The organism is Streptomyces xiamenensis (assembly GCF_000993785.3).
GTDB classification, from domain to species: domain Bacteria; phylum Actinomycetota; class Actinomycetes; order Streptomycetales; family Streptomycetaceae; genus Streptomyces; species Streptomyces xiamenensis.
Genome location: NZ_CP009922.3, coordinates 2,311,182 through 2,337,144, shown reverse-complemented (window position 1 = coordinate 2,337,144; position 25,963 = coordinate 2,311,182). Strand labels below are relative to the sequence as shown.

Below are 25,963 nucleotides of genomic sequence, written 5' to 3'. Positions count from 1 at the left end.
CCCCACTCCAGCGTCGCAAGTCCGCTACGAATTCAGATAGGTCAGAACTGCCAGAACCCGACGGTGATCTGTGTCACTCTGCGCCAAACCGAGCTTCATGAAGATATTGCTCACATGCTTTTCTACCGCACCGTGGCTGACCACCAGGGCGGCCGCGATCGCCGAGTTCGTCCGCCCCTCCGCCATCAGACCTAGGACCTCGCGCTCGCGCGGAGTGAGCGCCGCCAGCACGTCCTGCTTGCGGCTGCGGCCCAGCAACTGGGCCACCACCTCGGGATCCAGCGCGGTGCCACCCCGGGCCACCCGCGCGACCGCCTCGGCGAACTCGCTCACATCCGCCACCCGGTCCTTCAGCAGATAACCCACCCCGCGGCTGGACCCGGCGATCAGCTCGGTCGCGTACTCCTCCTCCACATACTGCGAAAGTACGAGGACCCCCAGTTCCGGGAAATCGGCCCGCAACCGCACCGCCGCCCGCACCCCCTCGTCGGTGTGCGTGGGCGGCATCCGCACATCGGCCACCACCACGTCCGGCAGCTCGCCGCGGGCGGCGAGCTCACGCACCACCGCCACCAGCGCCTCCCCGTCACCGACCCCGGCGACCACCTCGTGCTCCCGGTCGGTCAGCAACCGGGTCAGCCCCTCCCGCAGCAGCACCGAATCCTCGGCGATGACCACCCGCACAAGCTCTCCCCGTTCCCGCTGACGTACCCCGACGACCGGCCCTGTCCGGACCGGCCGGGTTCAGGATCTCATCGGTCGCGCCAGGGCAGCTCGGCCGTCACGGTGGTCGGGCCGCCGGGCGGGGAGCTGATGGCGAGCAGTCCGTCCACTGCGGCGAGGCGTTCGGCCAGGCCGGCGAGTCCGGAGCCGGCGGTGCTGTCCGCGCCGCCGCGCCCGTCGTCGGTGACCTGGAGCAGCAGCCGGTCCTGTGCGGTGCGCCACGCCTCCAGCCGGGCGCGCGAGGCGTGGCTGTGCTTGCTGACGTTCTGGAGCAGTTCGGAGGCGGTGAAGTACGCGATCCCCTCGATCGCCTGCGCGGGCCGCACCGGCAGCTCCACCTCCACCGCCACCGGGACGGTGCAGCGGGAGGCGACGGCGGACAGCGCCGGGCCAAGACCCCGGTCGGTGAGGATCGCCGGATGGATGCCGCGCGCCAGATCGCGCAGCTCGGCCAGCGCCAGCTTCACCTCGCCGTGCGCCTCCTCCACCATGCGGGCCGCGGCCTGCGGGTCGGAGGCCAGCTTCTCCTTCGCCATGCCCAGATCCATGGCGAGCGAGACGAGGCGGGCCTGCGCCCCGTCGTGCAGATCACGCTCGATACGGCGCAGATCGGCCGCGGAGGTGTCCACGACGGCCGAGCGGTCCGACTCCAGCCGCCGCACCCGTTCCCCGGCGGCGGACGGGCCCAGCAGCCCCGTCACCAGCAGCCGGTCGACATGCGCCATGCCGCGGATCAGCAGCCCCGCCGCGTACAGGGACAGCACCCCCAGCAGCACGACCATGACGAACTCCGGCGGGCCGTCCCACAGCCAGCCGCCGCCCACGCCGTCGAGATTGACGCCCATCGGTTCGGACAGCGCCCACTGCCACAGCGGGTAGGTGACCCCGGCCCAGCCGAACGTCCACAGGAACATCACCGCGCAGAAGGTGAACAGCGCCCACGGGGCGTGCACGAGGCAGTACGTGGCGGTGCGCCACGAGACGCCGCTGCGCAGCATCGCGCCGACCCAGGCCAGCGGACCCCGGGCGCCGGGGCGCAGCCGCAGCGGCTCGGGCTCGGCGACGTCGCAGTGCAGCAGGAGGCGGGCACGCAGCCGTTCGAGGTGGCCGTAGCCGCGCAGCGCGAACAGGACCAGGGCCAGCAGCGGCACGCCGACCAGGGTGACGAGCAGCGCGCCGCTGATCGCGAGGCCGCAGACGGCGAAGAGGGCGGCGGCGAGGGCGAGCGGGAAGTTGAGCAGCAGGTGCAGGCCCTCGCGCCAGGTGCGGGCGGCGACGGGCAGCAGCCAGGGGTTGCCGGCCTGCTGATCGGCCGGACGGGTGGCCCGGGGGGCGGCCGGGTGCGGGGCCGGAGGGGCGGTGGGCCGGGCGGAGGTCATGAGGTCGGTCCTTCGCTGGGAGTGCGGTCGCGCCAGGGCAGCTCGGCCGTCACGGTGGTCGGGCCGCCGGGCGGGGAGCTGATGGCGAGCTGTCCGTCGACGGCGGCGAGGCGTTCGGCCAGGCCGGCGAGTCCGGAGCCGGCGGTGCTGTCCGCGCCGCCGTGCCCGTCGTCGGTGACCTGGAGCAGCAGCCGGTCCTCCGTACGCCACAGGGCGACCTCGGCGTGCCGGGCGCGGCTGTGCTTGCTGACGTTCTGGAGCAGCTCGGAGACCGTGAAGTAGCCGATGCCCTCGATGGCCGGGGCCGGGCGCACGGTGAGCGCGTCCTCCACGGTGACGGGGACGGTGCAGCGGGAGGCGACGGCGGACAGCGCCGGGCCAAGACCCCGGTCGGTGAGGATCGCCGGGTGGATGCCGCGCGCGAGATCGCGCAGCTCGGCCAGTGCCAGCTTCACCTCGCCGTGCGCCTCCTCCACCATGCGGGCGGCGTCGTCCGGGGAGCTGAGCAGCTTCTCCCGGGCGAGGCCCAGGTCCATGGCGAGCGAGACGAGACGGGCCTGCGCCCCGTCGTGCAGATCGCGCTCGATACGGCGCAGGTCGGCGGCGGAGGCGTCCAGCACGGTGGCCCGGTCCGACTCCAGTTCGGCGATCCGCCGCTCCAGACCGTCCGACGGTGCGAGCAGGGCCCGTACCAGCCCCCGGTCCACGTGGCTCGCGCCGCGCGCCAGCCACGGCAACAGCGGCCACAGCAGGAAGAAGCAGGGGAAGCACGCGGCGAAGGTGAACAGCCCCCACACCAGCCGCACCGGGAAGAAGAGGGCCGTGCGCCAGCCCACCGGGTCCTTGAGGGTGTTCCACAGCCAGCCGAAGAAGCCGGTGCCCCGGTAGGTGGCTGCCAGCGGGCTCGGCTCCTCGATGGGCAGGCCCAGCAGCGCCCGGGCGCGGGCCCGCTCGGCGCGGCCCAGCAGCCGGACCCCGGTCAGCCCGGCCGCCAGGAACGGCAGCCCGACCACCGTGAGCGAGAGCACGGAGGCGGCGAAGATCCACACCATGACGTAGCAGAAGGCCAGCAGATCCAGCGGCCAGCTGGTGGTGAGATAGGCCAGTTCGCGCCAGGTCTGCGCGCTGAGCGCCGGGCGCGGGCGCGGTAGCGCCCCTGTGGGGCCGGCGGGGGTCGTGGTGCCGCTCGTCATGCGTCAAGACTGCCGGGCGGGACCGGACGGGACCATGGGGGGCGTCGGTGGACCGCGGTAGGGCTACCCCCACCTTTCCGCTACCCCCTAGACTCCCGTGCTGACAGATCACCGGGCGCGCCGGAGGGGCAGGCAACCGTGCCGGAATACTTCCACGGCTACGCGGTCGTGGGCCTTGTCGCGGTGGTCGGTGCCGTCTTCGTGGCGGTGGCCTTCACCGCCGGGCGGCTGCTGCGCCCCGTGGTGCCCACCCCCGAGAAGCTCATGGTGTACGAGTGCGGGGTGGACCCGGTCGGCGAGGGCTGGGCGCACACCCAGGTGCGGTACTACATCTACGCGTTCCTCTACGTGATCTTCGCGGTGGACGCGATCTTCCTCTTCCCCTGGGCGACGGTCTTCGCGGGCGAGGGCTTCGGCGGTACGACGCTGGTGGAGATGTTCGTCTTCCTCGGCTTTCTGACAGTGGGCCTGCTGTACGCGTGGAAGAAGGGGGTCCTGACGTGGACGTGAAACTCGGTGCCCTGGCCCGGCTGGCTCCCGAGCCGATGAAGGTGGTGCTCAACTGGGGCCGCCGGTACAGCCTGTGGGTCTTCAACTTCGGACTGGCCTGCTGCGCGATCGAGTTCATCGCGGCGTCCATGTCGCGGCACGACTTCATCCGGCTGGGTGTCATCCCCTTCGCGCCGGGCCCCCGGCAGGCCGACCTGATGGTGGTCTCCGGGACGGTGACCGACAAGATGGCGCCCGCGGTGAAGCGGCTGTACGAGCAGATGCCGGAACCGAAGTACGTGATCTCCTTCGGCGCCTGCTCCAACTGCGGCGGCCCCTACTGGGACTCGTACTCCGTGACGAAGGGCGTGGACCAGATCATCCCCGTCGACGTGTACGTGCCGGGCTGCCCGCCGCGGCCGGAGGCGCTGCTCCAGGGCATCCTGAAGCTCCAGGAGAAGATCGCCGAGGAGTCGACGGCGCAGCGGTACGGGGCGCGGCCGGCCGCCGCCCCGCGGGCGTCGGCGGCGGAACTGACCAGCGGGCTGGTCACCCGGTGACGTCCGAGGAGTCCGGGGAAGCCGGGGAGTTCGGGGAGTTCGGGGAGGGTGCCACCGAGTCGGTGGCCTACGGGCTGCGGACCGTCGATGTGCCCGCTGACCGGTGGCTCGCCGCGCTGACGATCGCGCGTGACGGGCTGGGCTGCACGTTCTTCGACTGGCTGAGCGCGGTCGACGAGGGCGCGGACGGCTTCCGGGTGTGCGCGCACGTGGTCGCGCTGGGCGCGCCGCCGCGCGGGGTACTGATCCGGACCCTGGTGGGCCGGGAGACGCCGGCGCTGCCCAGCGCGACAGAGGTGTACGCGGGCGCGGCGTGGCACGAGCGCGAGACGCGGGAGATGTTCGGGGTGGACTTCCCCGGCCATCCCGGGCTGGCGCCGCTGCTGCTGCCGGACAGTTTCGAGGGCCACCCGCTGCGCAAGGACTTCGTCCTGGCGGCGCGGGTGGCGAAGGCGTGGCCGGGCGCGAAGGAGCCCGGCGAGTCGGGCCACGGCGCCCCCAAGCGCCGCCAGACCCTGCCCCGGGCGTCCCCGACCCGAACGAGTGGGGCCCGCAGAAGGGCCAGCTCCCGCCGGCTCCGTCCCGGCCCGCGCGGGGGCCGCGCCGGGGCCCGGCTCAGGACGGCGAGGAGGGCGCCGCCGCGCGCCCGCCCCGCCGCACCCGTACGGCGGGCGGCGGCTCGGCCAGCCAGCGGCCGGCCAGCGGGGAGGACCCGGGCGAGGGCGGCGCGGCACCGGAGACTCCGCGCCCGCCGCGCCGTTCGCGGTCCGCGTCGGGCGGCTCGGCGAGCCAGCGCGAGCCGGGGACCACGGAGGGCCCGGCGGCGGACGCTCCGTCGCCGGAGGCACCCCGTGGGCCGCGCCGTTCGCGGTCGGCGAGCGACGGTTCGGCGAGCCAGCGGGAGTCGGATGCTCCGTCGCCGGACGCTCCGCGCCCGCCGCGCCGGTCGCGGTCCGCGTCCGACGGCTCCGCGAGCCAGCGCGAGCCGGGAACGCCGCAGGGGCCGGCGGAGGAGGGCCCCGCGGCCACGTCCCCCCGCCCGGAGAACGGCGGCGGCTCCGCGACGCGGCGGGGCGCCCCCCGCGGCGGCGACGCGCCGTGGCACAACCCGGAGCCCGCCTTCCCCGACACCCCCCGCAGCAGCCCTGACGACAGCCGTGAGGACCCCGCCACCCCCGCCCCCGACGACGGCGGCCGGGCACCGGAGACAGCGGACGGGACCGAGCCACCGCGGGCGCGTGGCGGGGGACAGGACAGCGCTCGGCGGGCGCGTACCTCTTCCGCCCCCGAACAGCCTCCCGCCGAGCAGGAACAGCAGCGGGAGCAGGAACAGGAACCGCAGCAGGAGAACCGGAACCGGGACGAGGAAGGGGACGGCTGATGGATGTGCTGGACGTCGCCGTCCGCGTGGCGGCCGTGTTCGTCGCCTTCCTCGTCCTCCCGCTGCTCGTGGGGCAGCTGGAGCACAAGGTGATGGCCCACATGCAGGGCCGGGTCGGCCCCATGCACGCGGGCGGCTTCCACGGCTGGGCGCAACTCGTCGCGGACGGCGTGAAGTTCGTCCAGAAGGAGGACACCGTCCCGGACGGTGCCGACCGCCGGATCTTCCAGCTCGCGCCCGCCGTCGCCCTGATCCCGTACCTGGTCGTCCTCGTCGCCATCCCACTCGGCCCCGCGGGAGCGGTCGGGCAGGTCATCGACGCGGGCATCTTCTTCGTCCTCGCCGTCCTCGGCGTCGGCATCCTCGGCTCGCTCATGGGCGGCTGGGCCTCCGCCAACAAGTACTCGCTGCTCGGCGCCCTGCGCACCGCCGCCCAGCTGATGGCCTACGAGCTGCCGCTGCTGCTGGCCGCCGCCTCCGTCGTGATGGCCGCCGGCACGCTCTCGCTCACCGGCATCCTCGCCGCCTTCCACTGGTGGTGGGTGCCCTGGCAACTGCTGGGCGCGTTCGTCTTCTTCACCGCCGGGATGGCCGAGCTCCAGCGCCCGCCGTTCGACGCCCCGATCGCGCCCGAGGAGATCATCTTCGGCGCGTACACCGAGTACTCCGGGCTGCGCTTCGCGCTGTTCCTGCTCGCCGAGTACGCGGGCATCGTCGTCATCTCGGCGCTCACCGCCGTCCTCTTCCTCGGCGGCTGGCACGGCCCGCTCAGCGACTCGCTCGGCTGGCTGTGGATGCTGCTGAAGACCGCCGCCCTCAGCTTCGTCGTCATCTGGGCGCGCGTCGCCTGGCCCCGGCTGCGCGCGGACCAGATCCAGAAGTTCGCGTGGACGGTCCTCGTCCCGCTCGCCCTGGCGCAGCTCGCGCTCACCGGCGTCATCAAGGTGGTGATCTCTTGAGTTACGGATCCGGTCTCGCGAAGGGGCTGGCGATCACGCTGCGCACCATGACCCGGCGTTCGGTCACCCAGCACTACCCGGAAGTGCAGCCCGAACTGCCGCCGCGCAGCCGGGGCGTGATCGCGCTGTTCGAGGAGAACTGCACGGTGTGCATGCTGTGCGCCCGCGAGTGCCCCGACTGGTGCATCTACATCGACTCGCACAAGGAGACGATCCCGGCCGCGGCCCCCGGGGGACGCGAGCGCAGCCGCAACGTCCTGGACCGGTTCGCGATCGACTTCTCGCTGTGCATGTACTGCGGCATCTGCGTGGAGGTGTGCCCGTTCGACGCGCTGTTCTGGTCGCCGGAGTTCGAGTACGCGGAGACCGACATCCGTGAGCTGACGCACGAACGCGACCGGCTGCGCGAATGGATGTGGACGGTGCCCGAACCGCCGCCGCTGACCGAGGCCGCCGAGGAGCCGAAGGAGATCGCCGCCGCCCGCAAGGCCGCCGAACGGCAGAGCGGGGGCCCGGCCTCGTGAACCTGCTGGAGGTGATCTTCCTCCTCGTCTCGGTCGTCGTCCTCGGCGCCGCCGTGCTGTGCGTGACGAGCACCCGGCTGGTGCGGGCCGCGCTGTGGCTGGTGGTGGCCCTGGGCGGCCTCGCCGTCCAGTACCTGCTGCTCGCCGCCGAGTTCGTCGCCTGGGTGCAGGTGCTGATCTACCTCGGTTCGGTCGTCGTCCTGCTGCTGTTCGGCCTGATGCTGACGAAGGCGCCGATCGGCCCGTCCCCGGACGCCGATTCCGGCAACCGCCCCGTCGCGCTGACCGTCGCCGGAGCCAGTGCCGTCGCCCTGGTGGTGCTCGTCGCGGACGCGTTCCGGGGCGAGGTGATCGACGTGGAGACCCCGCACGGCCGCACCGACGCCATCGGCGGCAGCCTTTTCTCGCACTGGGTGCTGCCCTTCGAGGCGCTGTCGGTCCTGCTGCTCGCCGCGCTGGTCGGGGCGATCGTCGTCTCCCGCACCCGCCAGGGCCAGGAGGAGCGCCGCTGATGGAACTCCACCTGCTCTACCCGGCGCTCGTCGCCGTCCTGCTGTTCTGCGTGGGTCTGTACGGGGTGCTGGCGCGCCGCAACGCGATCCTCGTCCTCATGTCGGTCGAACTGATGCTCGCCGCCGTCATGCTGAACATGGTCGCCTTCGACGTCTGGCTGCGCGACACCCTGCACTCCGGGCAGGTGTTCACCCTCTTCCTCATCGCTCTCGCCGCCGCCGAGATCGGCATCGGCCTCGCCATCGTGCTGCTCGTCTACCGCAACCGCGGCGTCTCCTCCGTTGACCGGTTGCGCGAAACGGGGGAGCGCCGGGAGAAGGCCCAGTGACCGTTACGACCGCCGCTGTCCTCGTACCGCTGCTGCCCGCCCTGGCCGCCGCGCTGATCTTCCTCACCGGGCGCCGCGCCCCGGGCTTCGTCCAGCCGCTCGCCGTGCTGCCCACCCTCGCCGCCGCCGGGCTCGCCGTCTTCGTGGCGGTGCGGCAGGGCGGCGAGGAGCCCCTGACGGCCGCGCACCGGCTCGCCCCCACCGGCAACGACAGCCTGCCCATCGAACTCGCGCTGCGCCTGGACGGGTTCGCGGTGCTGGTGGCCGTCCTGGTGGCCGTGGTCGCCACCTGCGTCCAGCTGTACTCGACGGGCTATCTGCGCGGCGACCGGCGCTACCCCTCCTACGCCGCGCTCGTCTCGCTGTTCACCGCGGCGATGCTCCTGGTCGTCTACACCGACGACCTGATCGTCCTGCTCGTCGGCTGGGAAGTCATGGGCATCTGCTCGTACTTCCTCGTCGGCCACTACTGGGAGACCGGCGCCGCCCGCGCCGCCTCCCTCAAGGCGTTCCTGGTCACCAAGCTCGGCGACGTGCCGTTCCTCATCGGCATCCTCGCCCTCGCCTCGGACGCCGGCACCTTCCGCATCTCCACCATCGTCGCCCGGCTCACCTCCTCCCTGTCCTCCTTCGAGCTGAGCCACCCCACCCTCATCGCGCTGCTCCTGCTGGCCGGCGTCGCGGGCAAGTCCGCCCAAGTGCCCCTGCACACCTGGCTGCCGGACGCCATGGCGGGCCCCACCCCGGCCTCCGCACTGATCCACGCCGCCACCATGGTCGCCGCCGGGGTGTACTTCGTCGCCCGGCTGCTCCCGGTGTTCACCGCCTCCGCCGCCGCGCTGATCGTCCTCGCCGTCCTCGCCGCGCTCACCATGACCGGCTCGGCGCTGGCCGCCCTCGCCCAGGACGACATCAAACGGATACTGGCCTACTCCACCATCGGCCAGCTCGGCCTGATGACGGGCGCGCTGGCCGTCGCCAACCGCGAGGCGGCCGTCTTCCACCTGCTCACCCACGGCGCGTTCAAGGCCCTCCTCTTCCTGGCCGCCGGCGTCATCATCCACACCGCCGGCACCGGCTCGCTGCGCGCCCTGTCCCGGCTGCGCGGCCTCAAGGAACGCGCCCCCGACGCGTACTGGACGATGACCATCGGGCTGCTCGCCCTCGCCGCGATCCCGCCGTTCTCCGGCTTCTTCTCCAAGGAGGCCGTGATAGGCGCGGCCGAACACACCGCCCTCGACAGCGGCTCCGGCTCCGCCACCGTCGCCGGCTGGATCGTCCTGGCCGCCGCCCTGCTGACCGCGCTGCTCACCGCCGCCTACGCCGCCCGGCTGTGGCTGGTCGCCTTCCACGACCCGGTGCACGCCCGCCCCGAACCCCTGCCGGCCGCCGCCGTCCACGAGGACTCCACCCCGGCCATGACCACCGTCCTGTGGCTGCTCGCGGTCCCCGCACTGCTCCTGGGCCTCACCTACCGGGCGCTGCCCGACTGGCTGGACGGCGGCTCGCTCGCCCCCACCCTCACCACCTCGGTGCTGGCCACCGCCGCCGCCCTCACCGGCGGTCTGATCATGTACGCGGGCTGGCGGCGGGCGTACGAGGCGGACGCCGCCGTCGACCCAGGACCCGCCCTGCTGGGCCCGCTGTTCGCCCCCGCCGGAGCCGGCTTCGGCCTGGACACCGCCTACCGGACCGTGTTCGTCCGCCCCACCCGGGCCGCCGCCACACTCGTACGGTTCCTGGACCGCACCGTCATCGACACCTACGTACGCGGCGCCGCCACCGCCCCCGGGCTGCTGGGCACGCTCACCCGCCGCGCCCAGACCGGCAACGTCCAGACCTACCTGGCCGCCCTGATCGGCGGCGCCCTGGTGCTCGCCGTCGCCGCCGTACTCGTCGCCGCCGGAGGGTGAGCCCACCACCATGACCACCGCTCAGCTCCTCCTCATCGCCGTCGTGGCGCTCCCGCTCATCGGGTCCGCCACCGCCCTGCTGCCCGCCCCACCGGGGCTGCGCGGCAGCTCCCCGGAACAGGCCGTCCTGCGGCACGGCGTCACCGTCACCGGCGCCGTGCTCGCCGCCGCGATCGCGCTGCTCGCCGTCTTCGACCACGACGCGCCGGCCCGCATGCAGGGCACCACCGACATCGCCTGGATCCCGGCACTCGGCATCCGCCTGCACCTGGGCGTGGACGGCATCTCCCTGCCGCTCATCGCGCTCACCGCGCTGCTGGGCTTCCTGTGCGCCGTGTACGCGTACGTCGTGCGCCCCGCGAACGCCACCGCGTACACCGCGCTGGTGCTGCTCCTGGAGGCCGGCACCCTCGCCACCTTCGCTGTACTCGACCTGGTGCTGTTCTTCCTCGCCTTCGAGATGGTCCTCATCCCGATGTACTTCCTCATCGCCCGCTGGGGCGGCGAGGGACGCGGCCCCGCCGCCTGGAAGTTCGTCCTGTACACGGTCACCGGCTCGGTGGTCATGCTGCTCGGCCTGCTGCTGATCGGCGTCCAGGGCGGCACCTTCGACATGGTGGCCCTCGCCGAGGCGCAGGGCGCCGGCCTCACCCACACCACCCAGCTGCTCGCCGTCCTCGCCATCGGCCTGGGCCTCGCCGTCAAGACCCCCATGTGGCCGCTGCACAGCTGGCTGCCGGACGCGCACACGGCGGCGCCCACCACCGGCTCGGTGCTGCTGGCCGGCGTGCTGCTGAAGATGGGCACCTACGGCCTGGTGCGGATCGCACTGCCCATCGCCCCGGACGGGATGCGCACCTTCGCCCCCTACCTCGCCGCCTTCGCCGTCACCGGCATCATCTACGGGTCGCTGGCCTGTCTGGCGCTGGTACGGCAGGGCGCGGGCGGCGACCTGAAGCGGCTGATCGCGTACTCCTCCGTCGGCCACATGGGCTTCGTGCTGCTGGGCATCTCCACCCTGACCGCCACCGGCGTGAACGGCGCGCTGTTCGCGAACGTCGCCCACGGCCTGGTCACCGGCCTGCTGTTCTTCCTGGCCGGCGCGGTCAAGGAGCGCCTGGGCACCACCGACCTGGACACCCTGACCCGCACGGCCGGCGCCGCCCTGTACGGCCGCACCCCGCGCCTCGGCGGGCTGCTGGCCTTCGCCGCGATCGCCTCGCTCGGACTGCCCGGCCTGGCCGGCTTCTGGGGCGAACTGCTGGCCATGCTCGGCGCCTTCCACCCCGCCGACGGCCTCAGCCGCCCCGCCTACCTCACCTACCTCGCCGTCGCCGGGCTCGGCACCCTGCTCACCGCCGCGTACCTGCTGATCATGGTGCGCCGGGTCTGCATGGGCCCGGCCGGCCCGTACGAGGAGCCGCTGGCCGACCTGCGCCGGCACGAGTACGCGGCCTTCACCCCGCTCGTCGTCCTCACCCTGGTGGCGGGCCTGTGGCCGGCCGTCCTGCTGAACCTCACCGATCCCGCCGTGCAGCACCTCCTGCCGGGAGTCGCCCGATGAACCTCGTCCAGAGCGTCGACTGGGTGACGATCGCGCCGCCCACCCTGGTGGCCGTCACCGCCGTGGCCGTGCTCGTCGCCGACCTGTTCCTGCCCGCCGCCCGCAAGGGATGGCTGGGCGCGCTGACGGTGGGCGGCCTGGTCCTGGCCTCACTCGCGCTGCTGCCGCTGCGGGCGGGGGAGCGCACCAGCTTCTGCGCGCCGGACGGCGGCCCGTGCGCGTACGCGGCGGACACCTTCGCCCTGTGGATCCAGCTGCTGGTCCTGGCCGGGGCCCTGCTGACGGCGCTGCTCGCGCAACCGCTGGAGGAGGACCTGCCCGCCGGGGAGTTCTGGTTCCTGCTGCTCGCCTCGGCCTCGGGCGCGGCGCTGCTGCCCGCCGCCCGCGACATGGCCACGCTGATCATCGCGCTGGAGCTGACCACCCTGCCCGCGTACGCCCTGGTGGGCCTGCGGCGCGGCAGCCGGCGCGGGCCCGAGTCCGCCCTGAAGTTCTTCCTCACCTCGGTGACCGCCACGGCCATCGCGCTGCTGGGCGTGAGCTTCGTGTACGCGGCGGCCGGCTCGCTGCACTTCGAGACGATCGCCGCCGCCCTGCCCTCCGCCGACCCCCGGCTGGCCACCCTCGCCAAGACCGGCGTCGCGCTCACCCTGGTGGGCTTCGCGTTCAAGACGGCCGCGGTGCCCTTCCACTTCTGGGTGCCCGACACGTACACGGGCGCGCCGCTGCCGGTCGCCGCCTACCTCTCGGTGGTCAGCAAGACCGCCGGCCTGGCCGGGCTCATCCTGGTGACGACCGTGGCCTTCCCCGGCTTCGGCGACCTGTGGGGACCGGTGCTCGCGGTGCTGGCCGCGCTCACCATGACGGCCGGGAACGTGGCGGCGCTGCGCACCGACCCGGCGGCGCCGGGCGGCACGATCCGGCTGCTGGCGTGGTCCTCGGTGGGACAGGCCGGCTACCTGCTGGTGCCGCTGGCCGCGGCGGCGTACGTGGGCCCGTCGGCGGTCGGGGCGAGCGTGGCGTACGCCCTCATGTACGCGGCGGTGAACCTCGGCGCGTTCGCGGTGGCCGCCCACGTGAAGCGCCGCGCCCCCGAGCACCGGCTGGACGACTACCGCGGCCTGTACCGCCGCCACCCCGGGGCGGCGCTGGCGCTCGGCTTCTTCCTGCTGTGCCTGGCCGGACTGCCGCCCGGGGTGATCGGCCTGTTCGCCAAGGTCGCCGTCTTCTCCACGGCCGTGGACGCGGGCCTCGGGGTCCTGGCGGTGATCATGGCCCTCAACGTGGTCATCGCCCTCTACTACTACCTGCGCTGGACGGCGCTGCTCTTCGAGAAGGCGCCCGCGGAACCCGACGCGGAGCGTACCGCCGTGGCCCTCCCCGTCCGGTCCGCCCTCACCCTGGCCGCGGCGGCCGGCGCGGTCCTGTCCGTCCTGCCCCAGCTGATCCTGACGCTGACCTCCGGGGAACTGCTGTAGCGCGGCGGCGGGGGAACGGATGCCGCCCGCGTGGCGTTGTCCCCATCGGGAGTGTCCACTGTGAGTGGAGAAACTCTGTTATCCCCCGCTCCCGTCCGCTCAGCACGACCAGGAGGGCTCACCGTGCACCGCCGGCACAACGGCCTGCGTACCGCCGCGCTCCTCGGCGGTATGTCGGCGCTGATCCTGCTCATCGGCAGCCTCTTCGGCAGGGGAGGGCTGATGATCGCCCTGCTGGTGGCGCTGGCCACCAACGGGTACGCGTACTGGAACAGCGACAAGCTGGCGCTGCGCTCCATGCGGGCCCGGCCGGTCAGCGAGTTCGAGGCGCCGCAGCTGTACCGGATGGTGCGCGAGCTGGCCGGGGTCGCCCGGCAGCCGATGCCCCGGCTGTACATCTCCCCGACCGAGGCGCCCAACGCCTTCGCGACCGGACGCAACCCGCGCAACGCGGCCGTGTGCTGCACCGAGGGCATCCTGCGGCTGCTGGACGAGCGCGAGCTGCGCGGAGTGATCGGTCACGAGCTGAGCCACGTCTACAACCGCGACATCCTGATCTCCTCCGTCGCCGGCGCCATGGCCTCGGTGATCGTCTTCCTGGTGAACTTCGCCTGGCTGATCCCCATCGGCCGCGACGACGACGAAGGACCCGGCCTCTTCGGGATGCTTCTGATGATGATCCTGGGCCCGATCGCGGCCTCGCTGATCCAGCTGGCCGTCAGCCGCTCCCGGGAGTACGAGGCGGACGCCTCCGGCGCCCGGCTCACCGGCGACCCGCTGGCCCTGGCGAGCGCGCTGCGCAAGCTGGAGATGGGCACCCAGCGGGCCCCGCTGCCCCCCGAGCCGCAGCTGAACACCGCCAGCCACATGATGATCGCCAACCCCTTCCGGCGCGGCGAGGGCATGACCAAGCTGTTCGCCACCCACCCCCCCATGGCCGAACGCATCGCGCGGCTTGAGCACATGGCGGGCGGCCGTTACTGAGACGATGAGCGGATGCGGACTCTTCTCAATCTCATCTGGCTGATCTTCTCGGGCCTGTGGCTCGCGATCGGCTACGCGGTGGCCGGCCTCATCTGCTGCATCCTGATCATCACGATCCCGTGGGGCATCGCGTGCTTCCGGATCGCGGTGTACGCGCTGTGGCCCTTCGGCTATACCGTCCGGGACCGGCACGACGCGGGCGTCGCCTCGGCCCTGGGCAACGTGATCTGGCTGATCGTGGCCGGCATCTGGATCACCATCGGCCACATCGTCGCCGGCGTCACCTTCTGCCTCACCATCATCGGCATCCCCTTCGGGATCGCCCACTTCAAGATGATCCCGGTCTCCCTGATGCCGCTCGGCAAGGAGATCGTCTCCACGGACGCCCCGGCCGCCTACCCCCACTACCGCTGGTAGTCATGACCTGCACGGGGGCGGTCCGGCACGACTGACGGTCTGATGGAGGGGAGCACGGATGACCGCGGACAGAGGCATGCCGGCCGTTGCGATCCTGCTCTGGACCGTCCTCGCGGGGATGGTGCTCCTGGCCGCCGGGGCAACGGGGCTGCTGATCCACTCCGAGCGGGCCAATGACCGGCGTGAGAAGGAGGCGTTCGAGGCCACGGCGGAACTGGCCGAACGCTACATCGCGGAGGTCGCCCGCCTTGCGGCGGCCGACGGATTCCCTCAGGAAACGGCGGATCTCGACGGGGTGGCCGTGCCGGACACCCTGGTGCTCCACTTCACGCGGGACGGCGACCGGGCGGTGCTCGTGCTCATGGTGGCCGGCTACTACGAACGGGCCATCAATCCGTTCGGCGGCTCCGTGACGCGGTGCTTCCGGACGGTCTTCACGGGGCTGGACGAAGCGGCCGCAGACGGCTCCGTACGGGTGGAGACACAGTCCCACGGGGTGGGCCCCTGCCCGGCTTCCTGGCTGTCGCCCCCGAGTGATGAACGCCTGCTCCCCGTGGTCGTCCCGGACGAGGACGACCACGGGGAACAGACGGAGCAGTTGTCGCTCAGCGGTAGTTGACGAACTGAAGGGCGAAGTCGAAGTCCTTCTCCTTCACGAGCCGCTGCACCTCCTGGAGGGCGTCGCGGCTCTTGGAGGAAACCCGCAGCTCCTCACCCTGCACCTGCGCCTTGACCCCCTTGGGGCCCTCGTCGCGGATCAGCTTGGCGACCTTCTTGGCGTCCTCGGTGGTGATCCCCTCCTTGATGGTGGAGAAGATCTTGTACTCCTTGCCGGAGGGCTGCGGCTCGCCGGAGTCCAGCGCCTTCAGCGAGATCCCGCGCTTGACGAGCTTGGACTGGAAGATGTCCAGGACGGCGTTCGCCCGTTCCTCGGCGTTGGCACGGATCTCGATCTTCTCGCCCGACCAGCCGATGGAGGCACCCACGCCCTTGAAGTCATAGCGCTGGGACACCTCCTTCGCGGCCTGGTTGAGGGCGTTGTCGACCTCCTGCCGGTCGACCTTCGAAACGATGTCGAAACTGGAGTCGGCCATGGTGTCACTGGCTCCTGAGGGCTAGATCGTCTGGGCTGGATTCCCGCACAGCCTAGTCACCCGCCGCGCCCCCACCCTCCGAACAACCGAGTGGCGAACCACCCCGCGCATCAGGTATCGTTTACGACGTCGCCAGCGAGCGACAACCCCAGGCGGTGTGCCCGAGCGGCCAAAGGGAGCAGACTGTAAATCTGCCGGCTCAGCCTTCCCAGGTTCGAATCCTGGCGCCGCCACACTGGGAAAAGTGGCCCCCGATCAGCGGAAACGCGGTCGGGGGCTTACTTGTTGGGAGTACTCAGACGAGATTGACCAGATGGGCTCAATGCCCCTGTTCTTTCCTGCTGGAATCCACGTGTTGTCCGCTGGGTGTGGACGATGCGTGGAGGGGAGACGGGATGCCGAGCGGGCCTGTCGTCACTGCTGGAGGCCGATGCGGCGGTTGGCGTCTTCGTCGGTGTCGTGAACGAAGCGGAGGCAGACCCGGAGCAGCACCGCGACGCTTGTCCGGCGCGCTGGGCGACGGTCTGCGGCGCGACGCCCGCACTGCATTACGACCGGGTGCCGCCGAGGAAGCGCAGCAACTCCTCCGTGACGAATGCAGGGTTCTCCTCGACCAGCCAGTGGCCAGCCCCGGGCACATCCACCGCCTGCACGATGTTGGTCAGGTGCCCCGCCACGGTGGAGCGCACCCCATCGAGCTGCCCTTGCGCCGTCATGAGCAGGGCCGGGACCTCCACCGGTGCGGCCGCTTCGGTGTCGGCGGCGTCCTGGTCGAGGCTGCGGTAGAGCTCGAAGCCGCCCGACAGGGCTTCGGGCCGGCTGTAGGTGCGCGCGTACTCGTCGATCTCCTCGTCGCTGAACGGGGACTCTTGCGCGGTGCCGCCGAACGATGATCCCTCGTAGGCGACCTGGGGGTAGAACAGTTCCAGGTAGTCGCGGACGTTGTCCCCGACGACGGCCTCGGGGACGCGGGGCTGGGAGTGGAAGGCGATGTGCCAGCTCAGTGTGCGGTACGCGGCGCCGTCCAGCGCGGGTCCGGGCAGCGGCAGGTCGAGGTAGCCGAGGAGTTCGGTGTCCTGGGGGAACTGGGCGGCGTACTGGAAGGCGACCGCGGCGCCGAGGTCGTGTCCGACGACCCGGGCGTCACGCACGCCGAGCTGCTCGGCGATCAGTGTGTGCACGTACCGTGCCAGGGTGGCCTTGTCGTAACCGGTCGGCGAGCCGGTGCTGTCGCCCAGGCCGGGGAGGTCCACGGCGTAGACGGTGTGGTGCTCGGCGAGTTCCGGCATGATCTCCCACCAGCTGTACCAGGTCTGCGGCCAGCCGTGCAGCAGCACCACCGGCGAGCCGCTGCCGCCCTTGACGTAGTGCATGCGGACACCCTCGACGTCGGCGAACTCGTGCTGGAAGGTGCCGGTGAACTCCGGGTCGTCGTGGGTGGCGGCGGCATGGGCGGGAACATCGGCGTCCTGCGTGGCGCAGGCGGTGGCACCGGTCGTCAGCGCGAAGGCGAGCGCGGTGGCGGCCAGGGTGCGGGTGAGGCGGGACGAGCGGCGGCTGAAGCGTCGTGCTGCGGTGGTCATGTGTCCTGTGTTTCTGGTGCGGTGGTGGATCAGCGTCCGGTGGTGCCGTCGGTCAGCTCGCGCAGGATGTCCGCGTGCCCGGCGTGGCGGCCGGTCTCCTCGATCATGTGGACGAGTGCCCAGCGGATGCTGGGAGCGGGTCTGCGCGTCGGCGGGCGGGGCACGGGTGCGTCGAGGCCGGCGCACCCGTCGAGGACGGCGTCGGCGCGCGCGACGGTCTCCCGGTAGCGGGCGACGACATCGGCCACGCTGTCCGCGGCGGGGGCGTCGAAGGTCGCCTGCCAGTCGGCGACCTCCTCCCCGAGGAACGTGGCCCGCTCGACGGCGGTGAGGTGGTGGAGCAGGCCGAGCAGGTTCGTGCCCGAGGGCGTTCTGTACGTGCGGACCTGCGGTTCGGGAGCGCCCTCGACCTTCGCGGCGATCGAGTCGCGCAGGTAGCCGAGGAATCCGCGCAGGACCTCGGTCTCACTGCTTCCGGTGCGGGGCGGCGGGGTGTCGCGGCGGTGGGCGGCGGGCATCGTGCCTTCTTTCGGTGGGCCGGGCAGGTTCAGCCGGCGCGGCGGATGACCAGGACGTGGTCGGTGACCTCGGCCGTACGTCCTCCCGGGCCGGTAGCGGTCCGGCGAGGTGCGGCGGCACGCTCGACCGGCCATGTCCCCGCGTCCAGGGCGATGCCGGCGGCGACCTCCCGCGGGGACGGGAAGCGGGCGTCCTGCTCCCATGACCAGGGAGCGGCCGAGCCGTGGTCGACGACCAGCAGCCGCCCGCCCGGGCGCAGGGCGTGCGCGGCCGCACGCAGCACGGCCGCCTTGTCCAGGTCGAAGGGGGTGTGCAGGTAGTGGGCGCAGACGAGGTCGAACGCGCCGCCGGGGAAGGTCTCGCGCAGATCGTGCCGCTCGGCCGCGACGCGCCCGGCCAGACCGTGCGAGGCGGCGAGGCCGGCCAGGCGCTCGACCGCCACGGCCGACACGTCGACGGCGGTGACCTGCCACCCCTGACGGGCGAGCCAGAGCGCGTCACCGCCCTCGCCGCACCCCAGGTCCAGCGCGGTGCCGGGCGGCAGGCCGGCCACCGTCTCGGTGAGCATGGCGTTCGGCTGCGGATCCGCGGGCGCCGGGCGGTCCGCGTACAGGCCGTTCCAGAACGCGGCCGCCTCAGTGGTACTCATCGAGCGCTCCTCCTTCTCTCTTGCCGTTGCGGGGGAACGCGGCCCACTCTCGCCCGGCCCGTCGTGAATTGGCACGCCATCTTGCAGTTCCTGCAAGATGGCGTGATGAACGGTGAACCGGAGGACGCGCTGGGCTCTGTAGGGCCCCGGCTGCGGGCGCTGCGCCGCGAACGCGGCATCACCCTGGCCGCACTCGCGGCGGTGACCGGGGTCTCGGAGAGCACCCTGTCCCGGCTGGAGAGCGGGCGCCGCCGGGTGACCCTGGAACTGCTGCTCCCGCTGGCCCGCACCTACGACGTCCCCCTGGATGACCTCGTCGGCGCCCCGCGCACCGGCGATCCCCGCATCCACCTGAAGCCGGTCCGGCGGTTCGGCATGGTGTTCGTGCCGCTGTCCCGTCGGCCGGGCGGCACCCAGGCCTTCAAGATGATCATCCCGGCGAGCCCGGAACCGCTGGTGCCGACGCCGCAGACCCACGAGGGGTCCGAGTGGCTGTACGTGCTCAACGGGCGGCTGCGGCTGCTGGTCGGTGAGCGCGACCTGGTCCTGTCATCCGGTGAGGCCGCCGAATTCGACACGGCACTGCCCCACTGGCTGGGCAGCGCGGACGGCGGCGCGGTCGAACTCCTCGTCCTGTTCGGTCCGCAGGGGACACGTGCGCACCTGCGCGCCGGCCCCGGCCGGGCACCACGGGAAAAGTGAACCAGGGGCAGCCGGCGCTGAGCTTGAGCTTTGTTCCCGGTCGTCGACCCGGCCGACCTCGCTTCGATCTACTGGGACATGTACACCAAGCGGGACCGTGTCGAGGTGGTCCACCCCGAGTTCAGGACCGGCTGACACACGAACCCTCAGAGACGCTCGGGTGCGATCCGCGTGTAGCTCTCCCGGAGTGCGGTGAGCGCCGGGTGGTCGGTTCGCATCCGGAGATCGTCGATGGCGGCGATGGGGCGGACGCCGATGGCGGCGTTGGTCGCGAACGCGGCCCGGGAAGTGGCGAGCCGGTCGCGGTGGAAGGGGCGCACCGTTCCGTGGCCGGCGTCCTGGAGCAGGCGGAGGGTGACGCCGGGCAGCACATCGGCCTGCGGCCAGCTGACCTTTCCCTCGGCGTCGATGAAGCCGACGTTCCAGGTCACGCCCTCACTCACCAGCCCGCTGCCCGGATGGGCGAACAACGCGTCGTCGAATCCGGCGCGCTGGGCCTGTCGCCGGTGGTGGAGTGAGGCGAACAGGCCGGTGTGTTTGACGGCGGGCAACTCACGCTGGAACGCGCGGGTCTGCACGCTCATCGGTGCCGGCGTGAGGGCGCCGGCGGGGCGGACCGTGACCAGCGTCCGGGGCTCCGCCGGGTTCCCGGGGCGGCCCAGGTCGAGTGCGGGGTCGAAGATCGTGACGCGGGCGGTGCACGAGCCACGGCCCGCGTTCTGGACGGCCCGCCGGACGAGGGTACGCACCCGGCCGGTGTCCAGCTCGGCCTCGAAGACCGTGCGGCAGTCCCGGGCCAACCGCTCCAGATGGAGACTCAGCCCGCGTACGCCTCCGTCGTCCACGCGCAGGGACGTGAAGTGGCCCAGGTTGACGAGGGCCAGGGCACGCAGTTGTTCAGGAGAGACGGGCCTGCCGTCGAGTTCCGCCATGGGGTTCAGTCTGTCACCGGCCGCTGCCGCCTCCCTGCGGACGTGGGAGTGCGCCCCGGGCGCCGGAGCCCGGCGACGGAGAAGCCACAGCCGTCCCCCGCCGGAGGGGGAACCGGTCAGTACCGGGTCAGGAGTGGAGGGAGGGAGCCGCAGCGCAGGAGCGTGGCGCCCAGGGGGGTCAGGGAGTGGACCACCGCCCGGCCGCGGCGGACGCTGCGGACCAGGCCCGCGTTGCGCAGGACACTCGTGTGCTGGCTCGCCGAGGAGGGCAGGACCCCGGCGCGGCGGGCGAGTTCGGTGGTGGTGCCGCCATCCTGGAGGGCTTCGAGGACGGCCGCGCGGGCGTGGCCCAGCAGCGCCGCCAGGGCCTGCCTGCGGTCATCGGGGCTCCGCTGCGGGACGTCGTCGGGCACGTGGTGTTCCACGGGGTAGACGAGCACGGGTGTGTCCTCGTGGTGGAGGAGGGTCACGCCTGTGCGCAGGCAGAAGAAAGAGGGGACCAGCAGCAGTCCGCGGCCCTCGAGGTGGAGGTCCTGCTCCACCGGGTAGGAGATCTCCAGGACCCGCCCCGCCAGTGCGCGGGCAGGGGCAGGGAGGTCAGCATCCCCGTGGTGCCCTCGCCGAGGGCCGCCTCCGCGGCGCGGGTTCTGCTGTGCCGGGCCTGGGCGAGGATCGCGTCCCAGTAGGGGGCGATCGCCGTCCGGTGGTAGGCGGTCACCGCCGCCCCGAGGGCGGCCAGTGCCGGGATGCGGCTCTCGCCCAGGTCCCTGATCCAGGGGGAGGGGGCGCGCTCCTGGGCCAACGCGCCCATGTCCCGGCCGAGTTCGGCGCGCGGCGTGTGCAGGATCCGGTCGAGCGCCTCGTCCAGCGCGGCCTGTGGCGGGGTGAGGAAGTCGGGGAAGTACCCCTGGGGCGGCACCAGCGCGGCCAGCGGTTTCCAGGCCCGCGGCAGCCCGGGGCACACCGACCGCCGCCACTGCTTGAGCAGTGGCCCGCCGTCGCCGCGCTGGAGCCGGTGGAGGCTGAGGACGGTCTCCCACATCGGCAGCGGCCCCCCGGCCATCCGCGTCCGCCCGAGATCCTCCGCCGTGAAATGGATACGGAGCACGCCGTCCCCCCTGCGCCATGCCGCGACTTCCCCCTTATGCCCTGCTTCCCTACCACCTCGGCGGCCGCGTCAGTCAGCTTTCACGCAGAAGTGCAACGACCTGGGGCCGGCCCGCGCGGCGGGCAGCGTAGGGGTGTGCACAGCCGTGCGCACGACAGGAGGGGGACAGTATGAAGCTGCGGAAGGGGTTCACCATGACGGCGGCGGCGACCGCGCTGGCGCTGGGCGGTCTGCTGGGCTCGGGGGTGGGCCCGGCCGGTGCCACGACGGAGGCGGACGTGGCCGTTCAGCAGGAGCCCGCGGTCGCCGTCGGGCTCGCCGCGCAGGAGGCCGTCGGGTTCGACGACGCCGGGGCACTCGCCTACGCGGATTGCGACAACGGGTGGATCTGTTTCTTCTCCGCCACCAACGGTGGCGGCAGCAAGTGCCAGTGGAACGCCGCGCTCAACTCCGACACCCGGCCCCAGTGCAGCTGGATGAACAGCGGGACGACCGCCAAGTCCGTCTACAACCGCACGTCCTACCGCTACCACTACTACCTGGACAAGAACTACAAGAACCGGCTCGGCAGCACGCTCAGCGGCGGTCAGGGCAACCTCGCCGGCAGCTACACCATCGGATCGCTGTGCCGGCACAACGCCAGCGGCTGCCCCAACTGACAGCCCGGTACGGAAAGCCGTGAGCCCCTGATCGTCACCGTGACGGTCAGGGGCTCACGCCCGGTCAGAACAGGCCGTCCGTCGAGCGGCCGAAGAACTCGATCTCGGCGATCGCGACCTGCTTCTCCTGCGACGCGCCGTGGGCCGCCACGAGGGTGAAGCGGATCTGCACGACCTCCTTGGCCCGCAGTTTGCGCAACTGGCCGCCCGCGCCCTGGTCGAGGGAGACCTCGTGGGTGGCCTCCGAGCCGTCCGCCCGGGTGACCGTGACCTCCAGCAGGCGCGGCAGCGCCGACTCGTTGAGGTCGGCTGCGCGGGTGGAGACGCCGGGGGTGATGACCATGTCGAGCAGGTCCGTCGGGTTCGTGAAGCGCGCCTCGATCCACTCGCCCTCACCCGCGTGCGAGACGCCGGGGCCCCACCAGGTGTTGCTGAGGGTGTCGAAGGCCAGTTCCGGGCCGTGGTCCTGGAACGAGCGGGACGCGTCGACGCTGTCGGGGTAGACGGGCGCGCGCTTGGCGAAGTGGTCCCGGGTCGCCTGGACGCCGTCGGGTATGCGGACGATCAGGAAGATCGCCAGCACCGCCACCAGCCCGAGCGCCACCCACTTCATGATGTGGCCGAAGCTGCGGTTCAGCCGCGGCCGGTCACCGGCCCACGGCGCCTCGCGGCTGCTGGAGTCCAGCAGTCGCCGCCACCAGGGCAGCCGCTCGTCGTCCCGCTGCTCCACCACCATGGGCATGGCGCAGCGCGCGCAGTAGTGCCGGTCGGGACGGTTGTGGATGCCGCACCAGCGACACGGGACGCCGCCCTCGGTGTCCGCCTCCTGCCCCGGGCCCCGTACCTGCTGCCGCGCGGCGGCGGGCCGGCCCGGCAGCGTCGGGGCGACCGCCTCCGGCACCTCGGCCGGGGCGGCCGGTTCGGTCACCGGCACCAGGAGTTCGCGCGCGCGGCGGGCCGACTCCTGGTCGGTCTCCGCGCGCGAGGGCTCCCGCTGCCGCGGCGGCCCGGGGTGCTCCATGGGGGAGACATCGGTGCCCACCGGCGGGGTCGGTGTGTCGTCCGGGTGCGGCGCGTCATCCGCACCGTCCGCGCCCTTCCCCAGCCGGGACGCCGTCGCCGTACCGCCGCGCGCCACCCGCCCGGTGGTGTCCTCGGTACCCAGCATCGCGGCACCGACGGCGGCCTCCGCCGCCCGTGGGCTCGCGTCGCCGCCCTGCTTCTCCCGCCAGCTCAGCACGGCCCCGCACGCTTCGCAGAACGCCTGCCCGGGCTCGGCGCGGGTGCCGCAGTCGGCGCAGTTGAGGGTACTCATCTCTCCAAGGTCCTTTCAGCTGCCGTCACTTGGACCGTGTACGGCATGTGGGCGGGGCGCGCGGCGGCCACCAGGGTGTCCAGCCGGTGCTCGTCCGCGGGGGTGGGGTGGGGCAGCCGCAGGTGGACGTGCAGACGCGGGCGCCGCTCCCCGGGAACCGGACCGTAGGGGCGGGCGCTCCACTCGGTGCCCCCGCTCTCGGTGATCTCGGCCTCGGCGCCGAACGTCAGCCGGATCGCCTCGGCCAGGCCGCGCCGGGTGCCGCGGATCCGGTGCAGACCCGCGGCGGCTCCCACCGCCGCCCGCAGCCGCTCCTCCGTCTCCGTGCCGTCCGTCTCCGCCCCGACCCAGGTGCCCAGCCAGCGGGTGAAGTCCTCAGGCGCGAGCGAAGGGGTGAAGTACGCGTCCAGGCAGTCGAGTACGTTCAGCATCGGCGCCAGCACGTCGTCGAGACCGCCCACGAAGCGCTGCGCCAGATCGTCGTCGGCGAAGACGGCCGGCAGCATCGCGCCGATCGGTGAGGACGAGCCGAGCCCGTCGACCGAGCCCCTCACGCGCCGTCCCCGATCACCCGGATGCGGTGGTCGAAGGAGAACGGCAGCGCCCCGGGGCCCAGGTTGACGCGGTCGCTCGCCTCACCCCGCTTGCCGGACAGCGGATCGGCCGGGTGCAGGAGCACCTGGTCGACCAGTTCCACCCCCGGTACGCGCTGGAGCACCGCGAAGATCTCGCCCGCCTGCACGGGCCGCCCGAACGGCCAGCCCGTCCCGTCGGCCCCACCGGTGATCGGGTCCAGGTGCTGGTACAGCGCGTCATGGGCGCGGTGCCGCACCTGGTCGATGTCGATCCCGCGGTACGCGTGCACGGTCGCCACCGCCGTGATGCCCTGGTAGTAGGGCGGGCCCACCGCCAGCCGCGTCCCGATCGGGCGCCGTTCGTCGAGGTAGCGGGCCACCCGGCTCAGCAGCGCGTCACCGGGCACCAGTTGCTCGAACCGCAGCCGTCCGCCCCGGTCCTGCACCGCCTGCGGCACCACCAGCACCCGTACCGCGTATGCCCCGTGCTCGCTCTCCTCGCCCTCCAGGCAGGTGATGCGCGCCGTGTCGGGCGCCGCCCGCCGGGCCAGCTCCTCGTAGTCGCGCAGGGTCACCGCCCGCTCCTGGGCGCGCAGCGAGACCGGCGCCCGCAGCTTCGCCTCCTCGACGGTCTCCCCGTCCACCCCGCCCAGCGCGGCCTCGCGGTTGACGATCTGCGAGATGTACGGGACGGAGGTGCGCAGCACCCGGACGGCGCCGCGCGCCACATTGCCCGCCCGGCCGCCGCCGGTGCGGTAGCGGCGGACCCTGATGACCGCGCCCTTGGGCGGGACCATGCCGTACTGCCGCAGGGAGCCGTCGGGTTCGCGCACGCTGGGGCCGAACGCGATCTCGCCGGTCGTCGCGTCCAGGGTGATGTGCCGGTCACGGGGCCGGGAGGACGCGAAGTTCGGCACGACGTCCCAGTCCGCCCACCCCTCGCCCTCCGCGGTCTGGAGCAGCACCGGCGGGTCGTCGCCCACCACCGGCGCGTGCGCGACCCGCACCCGCTGCCCCGGCAGCCCGGTGGACTCACCCAGCGCCTCGTCGTACACCGTGTCGGCGTGCACGGCCGGTGTCGTGCCGCCCAGTGTGAACGCCTCCACCGAACTCACCGTCGGCGACGTCGTGTAGAACGGCTGGTCGGCCAGCGGCTCCGTGACGCGGCAGCGCAGCCACCCCGCCGTCCGGCCGCCACTGCGCGAGGTCACATGCCCGCCCGGCACATGGAGGACCACGTGCCCCGGCCGGTTGAGCCCGCCGGTGCCGTCCTCCCCGACCTCGCACTCCGCCCAGCCGTCCTCGGTCCACGCCTCCCAGACCAGCGGAGGCTGCCGGGGGTCGACACCGACGCCGTCCACCCGGCTGTCCAGCTCGATGCCGACCGCGCAGTTCGGCACGGCCGCGGACAGGCCGATGAGCATGCAGTCGCCCGGACTCGGCGACTCCGCGAAGCACATCGGGGCCTTGCCCTCGGCGAGGTCGGTGGTCCGGTCGGTGACCGCCTCACCCTTGTGCTGCACGGCCAGATGCCCCAGCTCGCAGGGGACGATGGGCAGGCTGCGCTCGGTGGCGAAGACGACCGCCTCCTCGCTCTCGGTGCGCGTGGTGGCGACCTCCGCGCCGGCCGGCACCGTCACCGTGTTCTCCTGCGGAGCGGAGAGCCAGAAGGTGACGTCCGCGCGGGCGGCGGTGGGCGGGAAGAGCGTGATGCCGATGAGGTCGAGGAAGGCCAGCTGGTTCTTCTCCGGCACCCGGTTGAGCCGGTACACGATCTGGTCGGCGAGGTGCGCGACCGTCTCGACCAGGGTCACCCCGGGGTCGGACACGTTGTGGTCGGTCCATTCGGGAGCGCGCTGCTGGATGTAGCGCTTGGCGTCGTCGACGAACTGCTGGAAACGGCGGTCGTCGAGATTGGGGGAGGGGAGGGCCATCAGTGGTCGCTTTCGGAAGCCGGACCGGACGTGGTGTTCGGCTCGTCGTGGGACGGAATGACATAGAACGGGAAGACGAGGTTGCGGGGGTTGTTGGTGCCACGGACCGCGTACCGGATGTCGATGTAGAGCACGCTCCGGTCGGTGCCGGCCGTCACGTCGACCTCGTGCACCTCGATCCGCGGCTCCCACCGGTCCAGGCTGCTCAGCACCTCGTGCTGGATACGCCCCGCGGTCTGCTCGTTGACCGGGGCGAAGACCATGTCGTGGATCGCGCAGCCGAACTCGGGGCGCATCGGCCGCTCGCCGGGCGCGGTGGCCAGCACGAGCCGGATCGCCTCCTCGACCTCCTGCTCCCCGCTGACCAGGGCGATGCCCCCGGTGGGGGAGATCCGCAGCGGGAAGGACCATCCCGATCCGACGAACTGTTCGGCCATGGGCCGCGTACCTGCCTTTCTCCGGGCGTTGTTGCGGTGGGGTGGGGACGC

At 72.6% G+C, this 25,963-nt stretch carries 29 protein-coding genes, 1 tRNA gene and 1 pseudogene; 16 read left to right on the top strand and 15 right to left on the bottom strand.

Annotated elements, in window-relative coordinates:
• Positions 1-24: 24 nt before the first annotated feature.
• The 3 genes from SXIM_RS10700 to SXIM_RS10690 all read right to left on the bottom strand — a co-directional run bounded on the left by SXIM_RS10700 (position 25) and on the right by SXIM_RS10690 (position 3,295).
• Complete coding sequence (locus SXIM_RS10700; RefSeq protein WP_030736500.1) at positions 25-684, bottom strand: response regulator transcription factor; 660 nt, start codon at positions 682-684, stop codon at positions 25-27.
• A 68-nt stretch (positions 685-752) separates the two neighbouring features.
• Entirely contained in the window at positions 753-2,102 is a 1,350-nt protein-coding gene (locus SXIM_RS10695) for a sensor histidine kinase (protein ID WP_078846885.1), read from the bottom strand.
• Positions 2,099-3,295 (bottom strand): sensor histidine kinase, encoded by a 1,197-nt coding sequence (locus SXIM_RS10690; RefSeq protein ID WP_046723754.1) that lies wholly within the window; start codon positions 3,293-3,295, stop codon positions 2,099-2,101. The genes SXIM_RS10695 and SXIM_RS10690 overlap by 4 nt, the downstream gene beginning before the upstream one ends.
• A 138-nt stretch (positions 3,296-3,433) precedes the next feature.
• On the opposite strand from SXIM_RS10690, the gene SXIM_RS28035 reads away from it, so the two are divergent.
• The 3 genes and pseudogenes from SXIM_RS28035 to SXIM_RS28805 all read left to right on the top strand — a co-directional run.
• A complete protein-coding gene (locus SXIM_RS28035; RefSeq protein ID WP_030736494.1) occupies positions 3,434-3,805 on the top strand; it encodes an NADH-quinone oxidoreductase subunit A in 372 nt (123 codons plus the stop codon).
• Positions 3,775-4,344: an NADH-quinone oxidoreductase subunit B gene (locus SXIM_RS10680; protein ID WP_030736492.1), complete on the top strand. Its 570-nt coding sequence runs from the start codon at positions 3,775-3,777 to the stop codon at positions 4,342-4,344. Before SXIM_RS28035 ends, SXIM_RS10680 begins: the two co-directional genes overlap by 31 nt.
• Positions 4,341-4,727, top strand: a pseudogene (locus tag SXIM_RS28805) (NADH-quinone oxidoreductase subunit C); the annotation flags it as partial. The gene SXIM_RS10680 and the pseudogene SXIM_RS28805, both read left to right, overlap by 4 nt.
• 232 nt (positions 4,728-4,959) lie before the next feature.
• Here SXIM_RS28805 and SXIM_RS28800 read toward each other — a convergent pair.
• Positions 4,960-5,373, bottom strand: a complete 414-nt coding sequence (locus tag SXIM_RS28800) for a hypothetical protein (protein ID WP_053116157.1) — start codon at positions 5,371-5,373, stop codon at positions 4,960-4,962.
• Between the two features lie 351 nt (positions 5,374-5,724).
• On the opposite strand from SXIM_RS28800, the gene SXIM_RS10670 reads away from it, so the two are divergent.
• From SXIM_RS10670 to SXIM_RS10625, 10 genes are all read left to right on the top strand, one after another.
• Positions 5,725-6,684 (top strand): complex I subunit 1/NuoH family protein, encoded by a 960-nt coding sequence (locus tag SXIM_RS10670; protein WP_030736487.1) that lies wholly within the window; start codon positions 5,725-5,727, stop codon positions 6,682-6,684.
• A 47-nt stretch (positions 6,685-6,731) separates the two neighbouring features.
• Positions 6,732-7,208, top strand: coding sequence for a 4Fe-4S binding protein (locus SXIM_RS10665; RefSeq protein ID WP_046725576.1), 477 nt, complete (start codon positions 6,732-6,734; stop codon positions 7,206-7,208).
• Positions 7,205-7,720 (top strand): NADH-quinone oxidoreductase subunit J family protein, encoded by a 516-nt coding sequence (locus SXIM_RS10660; protein ID WP_046723752.1) that lies wholly within the window; start codon positions 7,205-7,207, stop codon positions 7,718-7,720. Before SXIM_RS10665 ends, SXIM_RS10660 begins: the two co-directional genes overlap by 4 nt.
• Positions 7,720-8,049 (top strand): NADH-quinone oxidoreductase subunit NuoK, encoded by a 330-nt coding sequence (gene nuoK, locus SXIM_RS10655; protein ID WP_030736481.1) that lies wholly within the window; start codon positions 7,720-7,722, stop codon positions 8,047-8,049. The genes SXIM_RS10660 and nuoK overlap by 1 nt, the downstream gene beginning before the upstream one ends.
• Complete coding sequence (locus SXIM_RS10650) at positions 8,046-9,962, top strand: NADH-quinone oxidoreductase subunit 5 family protein (RefSeq protein WP_046723750.1); 1,917 nt, start codon at positions 8,046-8,048, stop codon at positions 9,960-9,962. The genes nuoK and SXIM_RS10650 overlap by 4 nt, the downstream gene beginning before the upstream one ends.
• Positions 9,963-9,972: 10 nt before the next feature.
• Positions 9,973-11,526, top strand: a complete 1,554-nt coding sequence (locus SXIM_RS10645) for a complex I subunit 4 family protein (RefSeq protein ID WP_046723749.1) — start codon at positions 9,973-9,975, stop codon at positions 11,524-11,526.
• Positions 11,523-13,004, top strand: coding sequence for an NADH-quinone oxidoreductase subunit N (locus tag SXIM_RS10640; RefSeq protein WP_046723747.1), 1,482 nt, complete (start codon positions 11,523-11,525; stop codon positions 13,002-13,004). The genes SXIM_RS10645 and SXIM_RS10640 overlap by 4 nt, the downstream gene beginning before the upstream one ends.
• Positions 13,005-13,127: 123 nt before the next feature.
• Positions 13,128-13,988 (top strand): zinc metalloprotease HtpX, encoded by an 861-nt coding sequence (gene htpX, locus SXIM_RS10635; RefSeq protein WP_030736470.1) that lies wholly within the window; start codon positions 13,128-13,130, stop codon positions 13,986-13,988.
• Positions 13,989-14,000: 12 nt separating this feature from the next.
• On the top strand, positions 14,001-14,405 hold the full coding sequence (locus tag SXIM_RS10630) for a YccF domain-containing protein (protein WP_030736467.1): 405 nt from the start codon (positions 14,001-14,003) through the stop codon (positions 14,403-14,405).
• A 58-nt stretch (positions 14,406-14,463) separates the two neighbouring features.
• Positions 14,464-15,024, top strand: coding sequence for a hypothetical protein (locus SXIM_RS10625; RefSeq protein WP_046723745.1), 561 nt, complete (start codon positions 14,464-14,466; stop codon positions 15,022-15,024).
• Here the strand turns inward: SXIM_RS10625 and SXIM_RS10620 are convergent.
• The gene (locus tag SXIM_RS10620) at positions 15,011-15,499 is read right to left on the bottom strand and encodes a YajQ family cyclic di-GMP-binding protein (RefSeq protein ID WP_046723742.1); all 489 of its coding nucleotides are present in this window, start codon (positions 15,497-15,499) and stop codon (positions 15,011-15,013) included. The two genes, SXIM_RS10625 and SXIM_RS10620, sit on opposite strands and share 14 nt — an antisense overlap.
• A 151-nt stretch (positions 15,500-15,650) precedes the next feature.
• Here SXIM_RS10620 and SXIM_RS10615 point away from each other — a divergent pair.
• Positions 15,651-15,732: transfer RNA gene (locus SXIM_RS10615), tRNA-Tyr, on the top strand.
• 315 nt (positions 15,733-16,047) lie between these two features.
• Here SXIM_RS10615 and SXIM_RS10610 read toward each other — a convergent pair.
• From SXIM_RS10610 to SXIM_RS10600, 3 genes are read right to left on the bottom strand one after another with little or no spacing between them, the layout of a single operon-like run.
• Entirely contained in the window at positions 16,048-17,082 is a 1,035-nt protein-coding gene (locus SXIM_RS10610; protein WP_046723739.1) for an alpha/beta fold hydrolase, read from the bottom strand.
• A 29-nt stretch (positions 17,083-17,111) separates the two neighbouring features.
• Positions 17,112-17,600, bottom strand: coding sequence for a DinB family protein (locus SXIM_RS10605; protein ID WP_030736459.1), 489 nt, complete (start codon positions 17,598-17,600; stop codon positions 17,112-17,114).
• A gap of 29 nt (positions 17,601-17,629) precedes the next feature.
• Complete coding sequence (locus tag SXIM_RS10600) at positions 17,630-18,250, bottom strand: SAM-dependent methyltransferase (RefSeq protein WP_030736457.1); 621 nt, start codon at positions 18,248-18,250, stop codon at positions 17,630-17,632.
• Between the two features lie 105 nt (positions 18,251-18,355).
• Here SXIM_RS10600 and SXIM_RS10595 point away from each other — a divergent pair, with 105 nt between their 5' ends.
• Positions 18,356-18,952: a helix-turn-helix domain-containing protein gene (locus tag SXIM_RS10595; RefSeq protein WP_046725575.1), complete on the top strand. Its 597-nt coding sequence runs from the start codon at positions 18,356-18,358 to the stop codon at positions 18,950-18,952.
• 146 nt (positions 18,953-19,098) lie between these two features.
• On the opposite strand, the gene SXIM_RS10585 is transcribed toward SXIM_RS10595, so the two are convergent.
• From SXIM_RS10585 to SXIM_RS27795, 3 genes are all read right to left on the bottom strand, one after another.
• Complete coding sequence (locus tag SXIM_RS10585; RefSeq protein WP_046723738.1) at positions 19,099-19,884, bottom strand: aminotransferase class IV; 786 nt, start codon at positions 19,882-19,884, stop codon at positions 19,099-19,101.
• A 116-nt stretch (positions 19,885-20,000) separates the two neighbouring features.
• Complete coding sequence (locus SXIM_RS27800) at positions 20,001-20,324, bottom strand: ArsR/SmtB family transcription factor (RefSeq protein WP_218941159.1); 324 nt, start codon at positions 20,322-20,324, stop codon at positions 20,001-20,003.
• 26 nt (positions 20,325-20,350) lie between these two features.
• Positions 20,351-20,992, bottom strand: a complete 642-nt coding sequence (locus SXIM_RS27795; protein ID WP_218941158.1) for a hypothetical protein — start codon at positions 20,990-20,992, stop codon at positions 20,351-20,353.
• A 170-nt stretch (positions 20,993-21,162) separates the two neighbouring features.
• On the opposite strand from SXIM_RS27795, the gene SXIM_RS10575 reads away from it, so the two are divergent.
• A complete protein-coding gene (locus tag SXIM_RS10575; protein WP_053116156.1) occupies positions 21,163-21,651 on the top strand; it encodes a peptidase inhibitor family I36 protein in 489 nt (162 codons plus the stop codon).
• A gap of 64 nt (positions 21,652-21,715) precedes the next feature.
• On the opposite strand, the gene SXIM_RS10570 is transcribed toward SXIM_RS10575, so the two are convergent.
• From SXIM_RS10570 to SXIM_RS10555, 4 genes are read right to left on the bottom strand one after another with little or no spacing between them, the layout of a single operon-like run.
• Positions 21,716-22,966, bottom strand: coding sequence for an NADase-type glycan-binding domain-containing protein (locus SXIM_RS10570; protein WP_046723737.1), 1,251 nt, complete (start codon positions 22,964-22,966; stop codon positions 21,716-21,718).
• A complete protein-coding gene (locus SXIM_RS10565) occupies positions 22,963-23,520 on the bottom strand; it encodes a phage tail protein (protein ID WP_030736450.1) in 558 nt (185 codons plus the stop codon). The genes SXIM_RS10570 and SXIM_RS10565 overlap by 4 nt, the downstream gene beginning before the upstream one ends.
• Positions 23,517-25,475 (bottom strand): putative baseplate assembly protein, encoded by a 1,959-nt coding sequence (locus tag SXIM_RS10560; RefSeq protein WP_030736449.1) that lies wholly within the window; start codon positions 25,473-25,475, stop codon positions 23,517-23,519. The genes SXIM_RS10565 and SXIM_RS10560 overlap by 4 nt, the downstream gene beginning before the upstream one ends.
• Entirely contained in the window at positions 25,475-25,912 is a 438-nt protein-coding gene (locus SXIM_RS10555) for a GPW/gp25 family protein (protein ID WP_030736446.1), read from the bottom strand. The genes SXIM_RS10560 and SXIM_RS10555 overlap by 1 nt, the downstream gene beginning before the upstream one ends.
• Between the last annotated feature and the right edge of the window lie 51 nt (positions 25,913-25,963).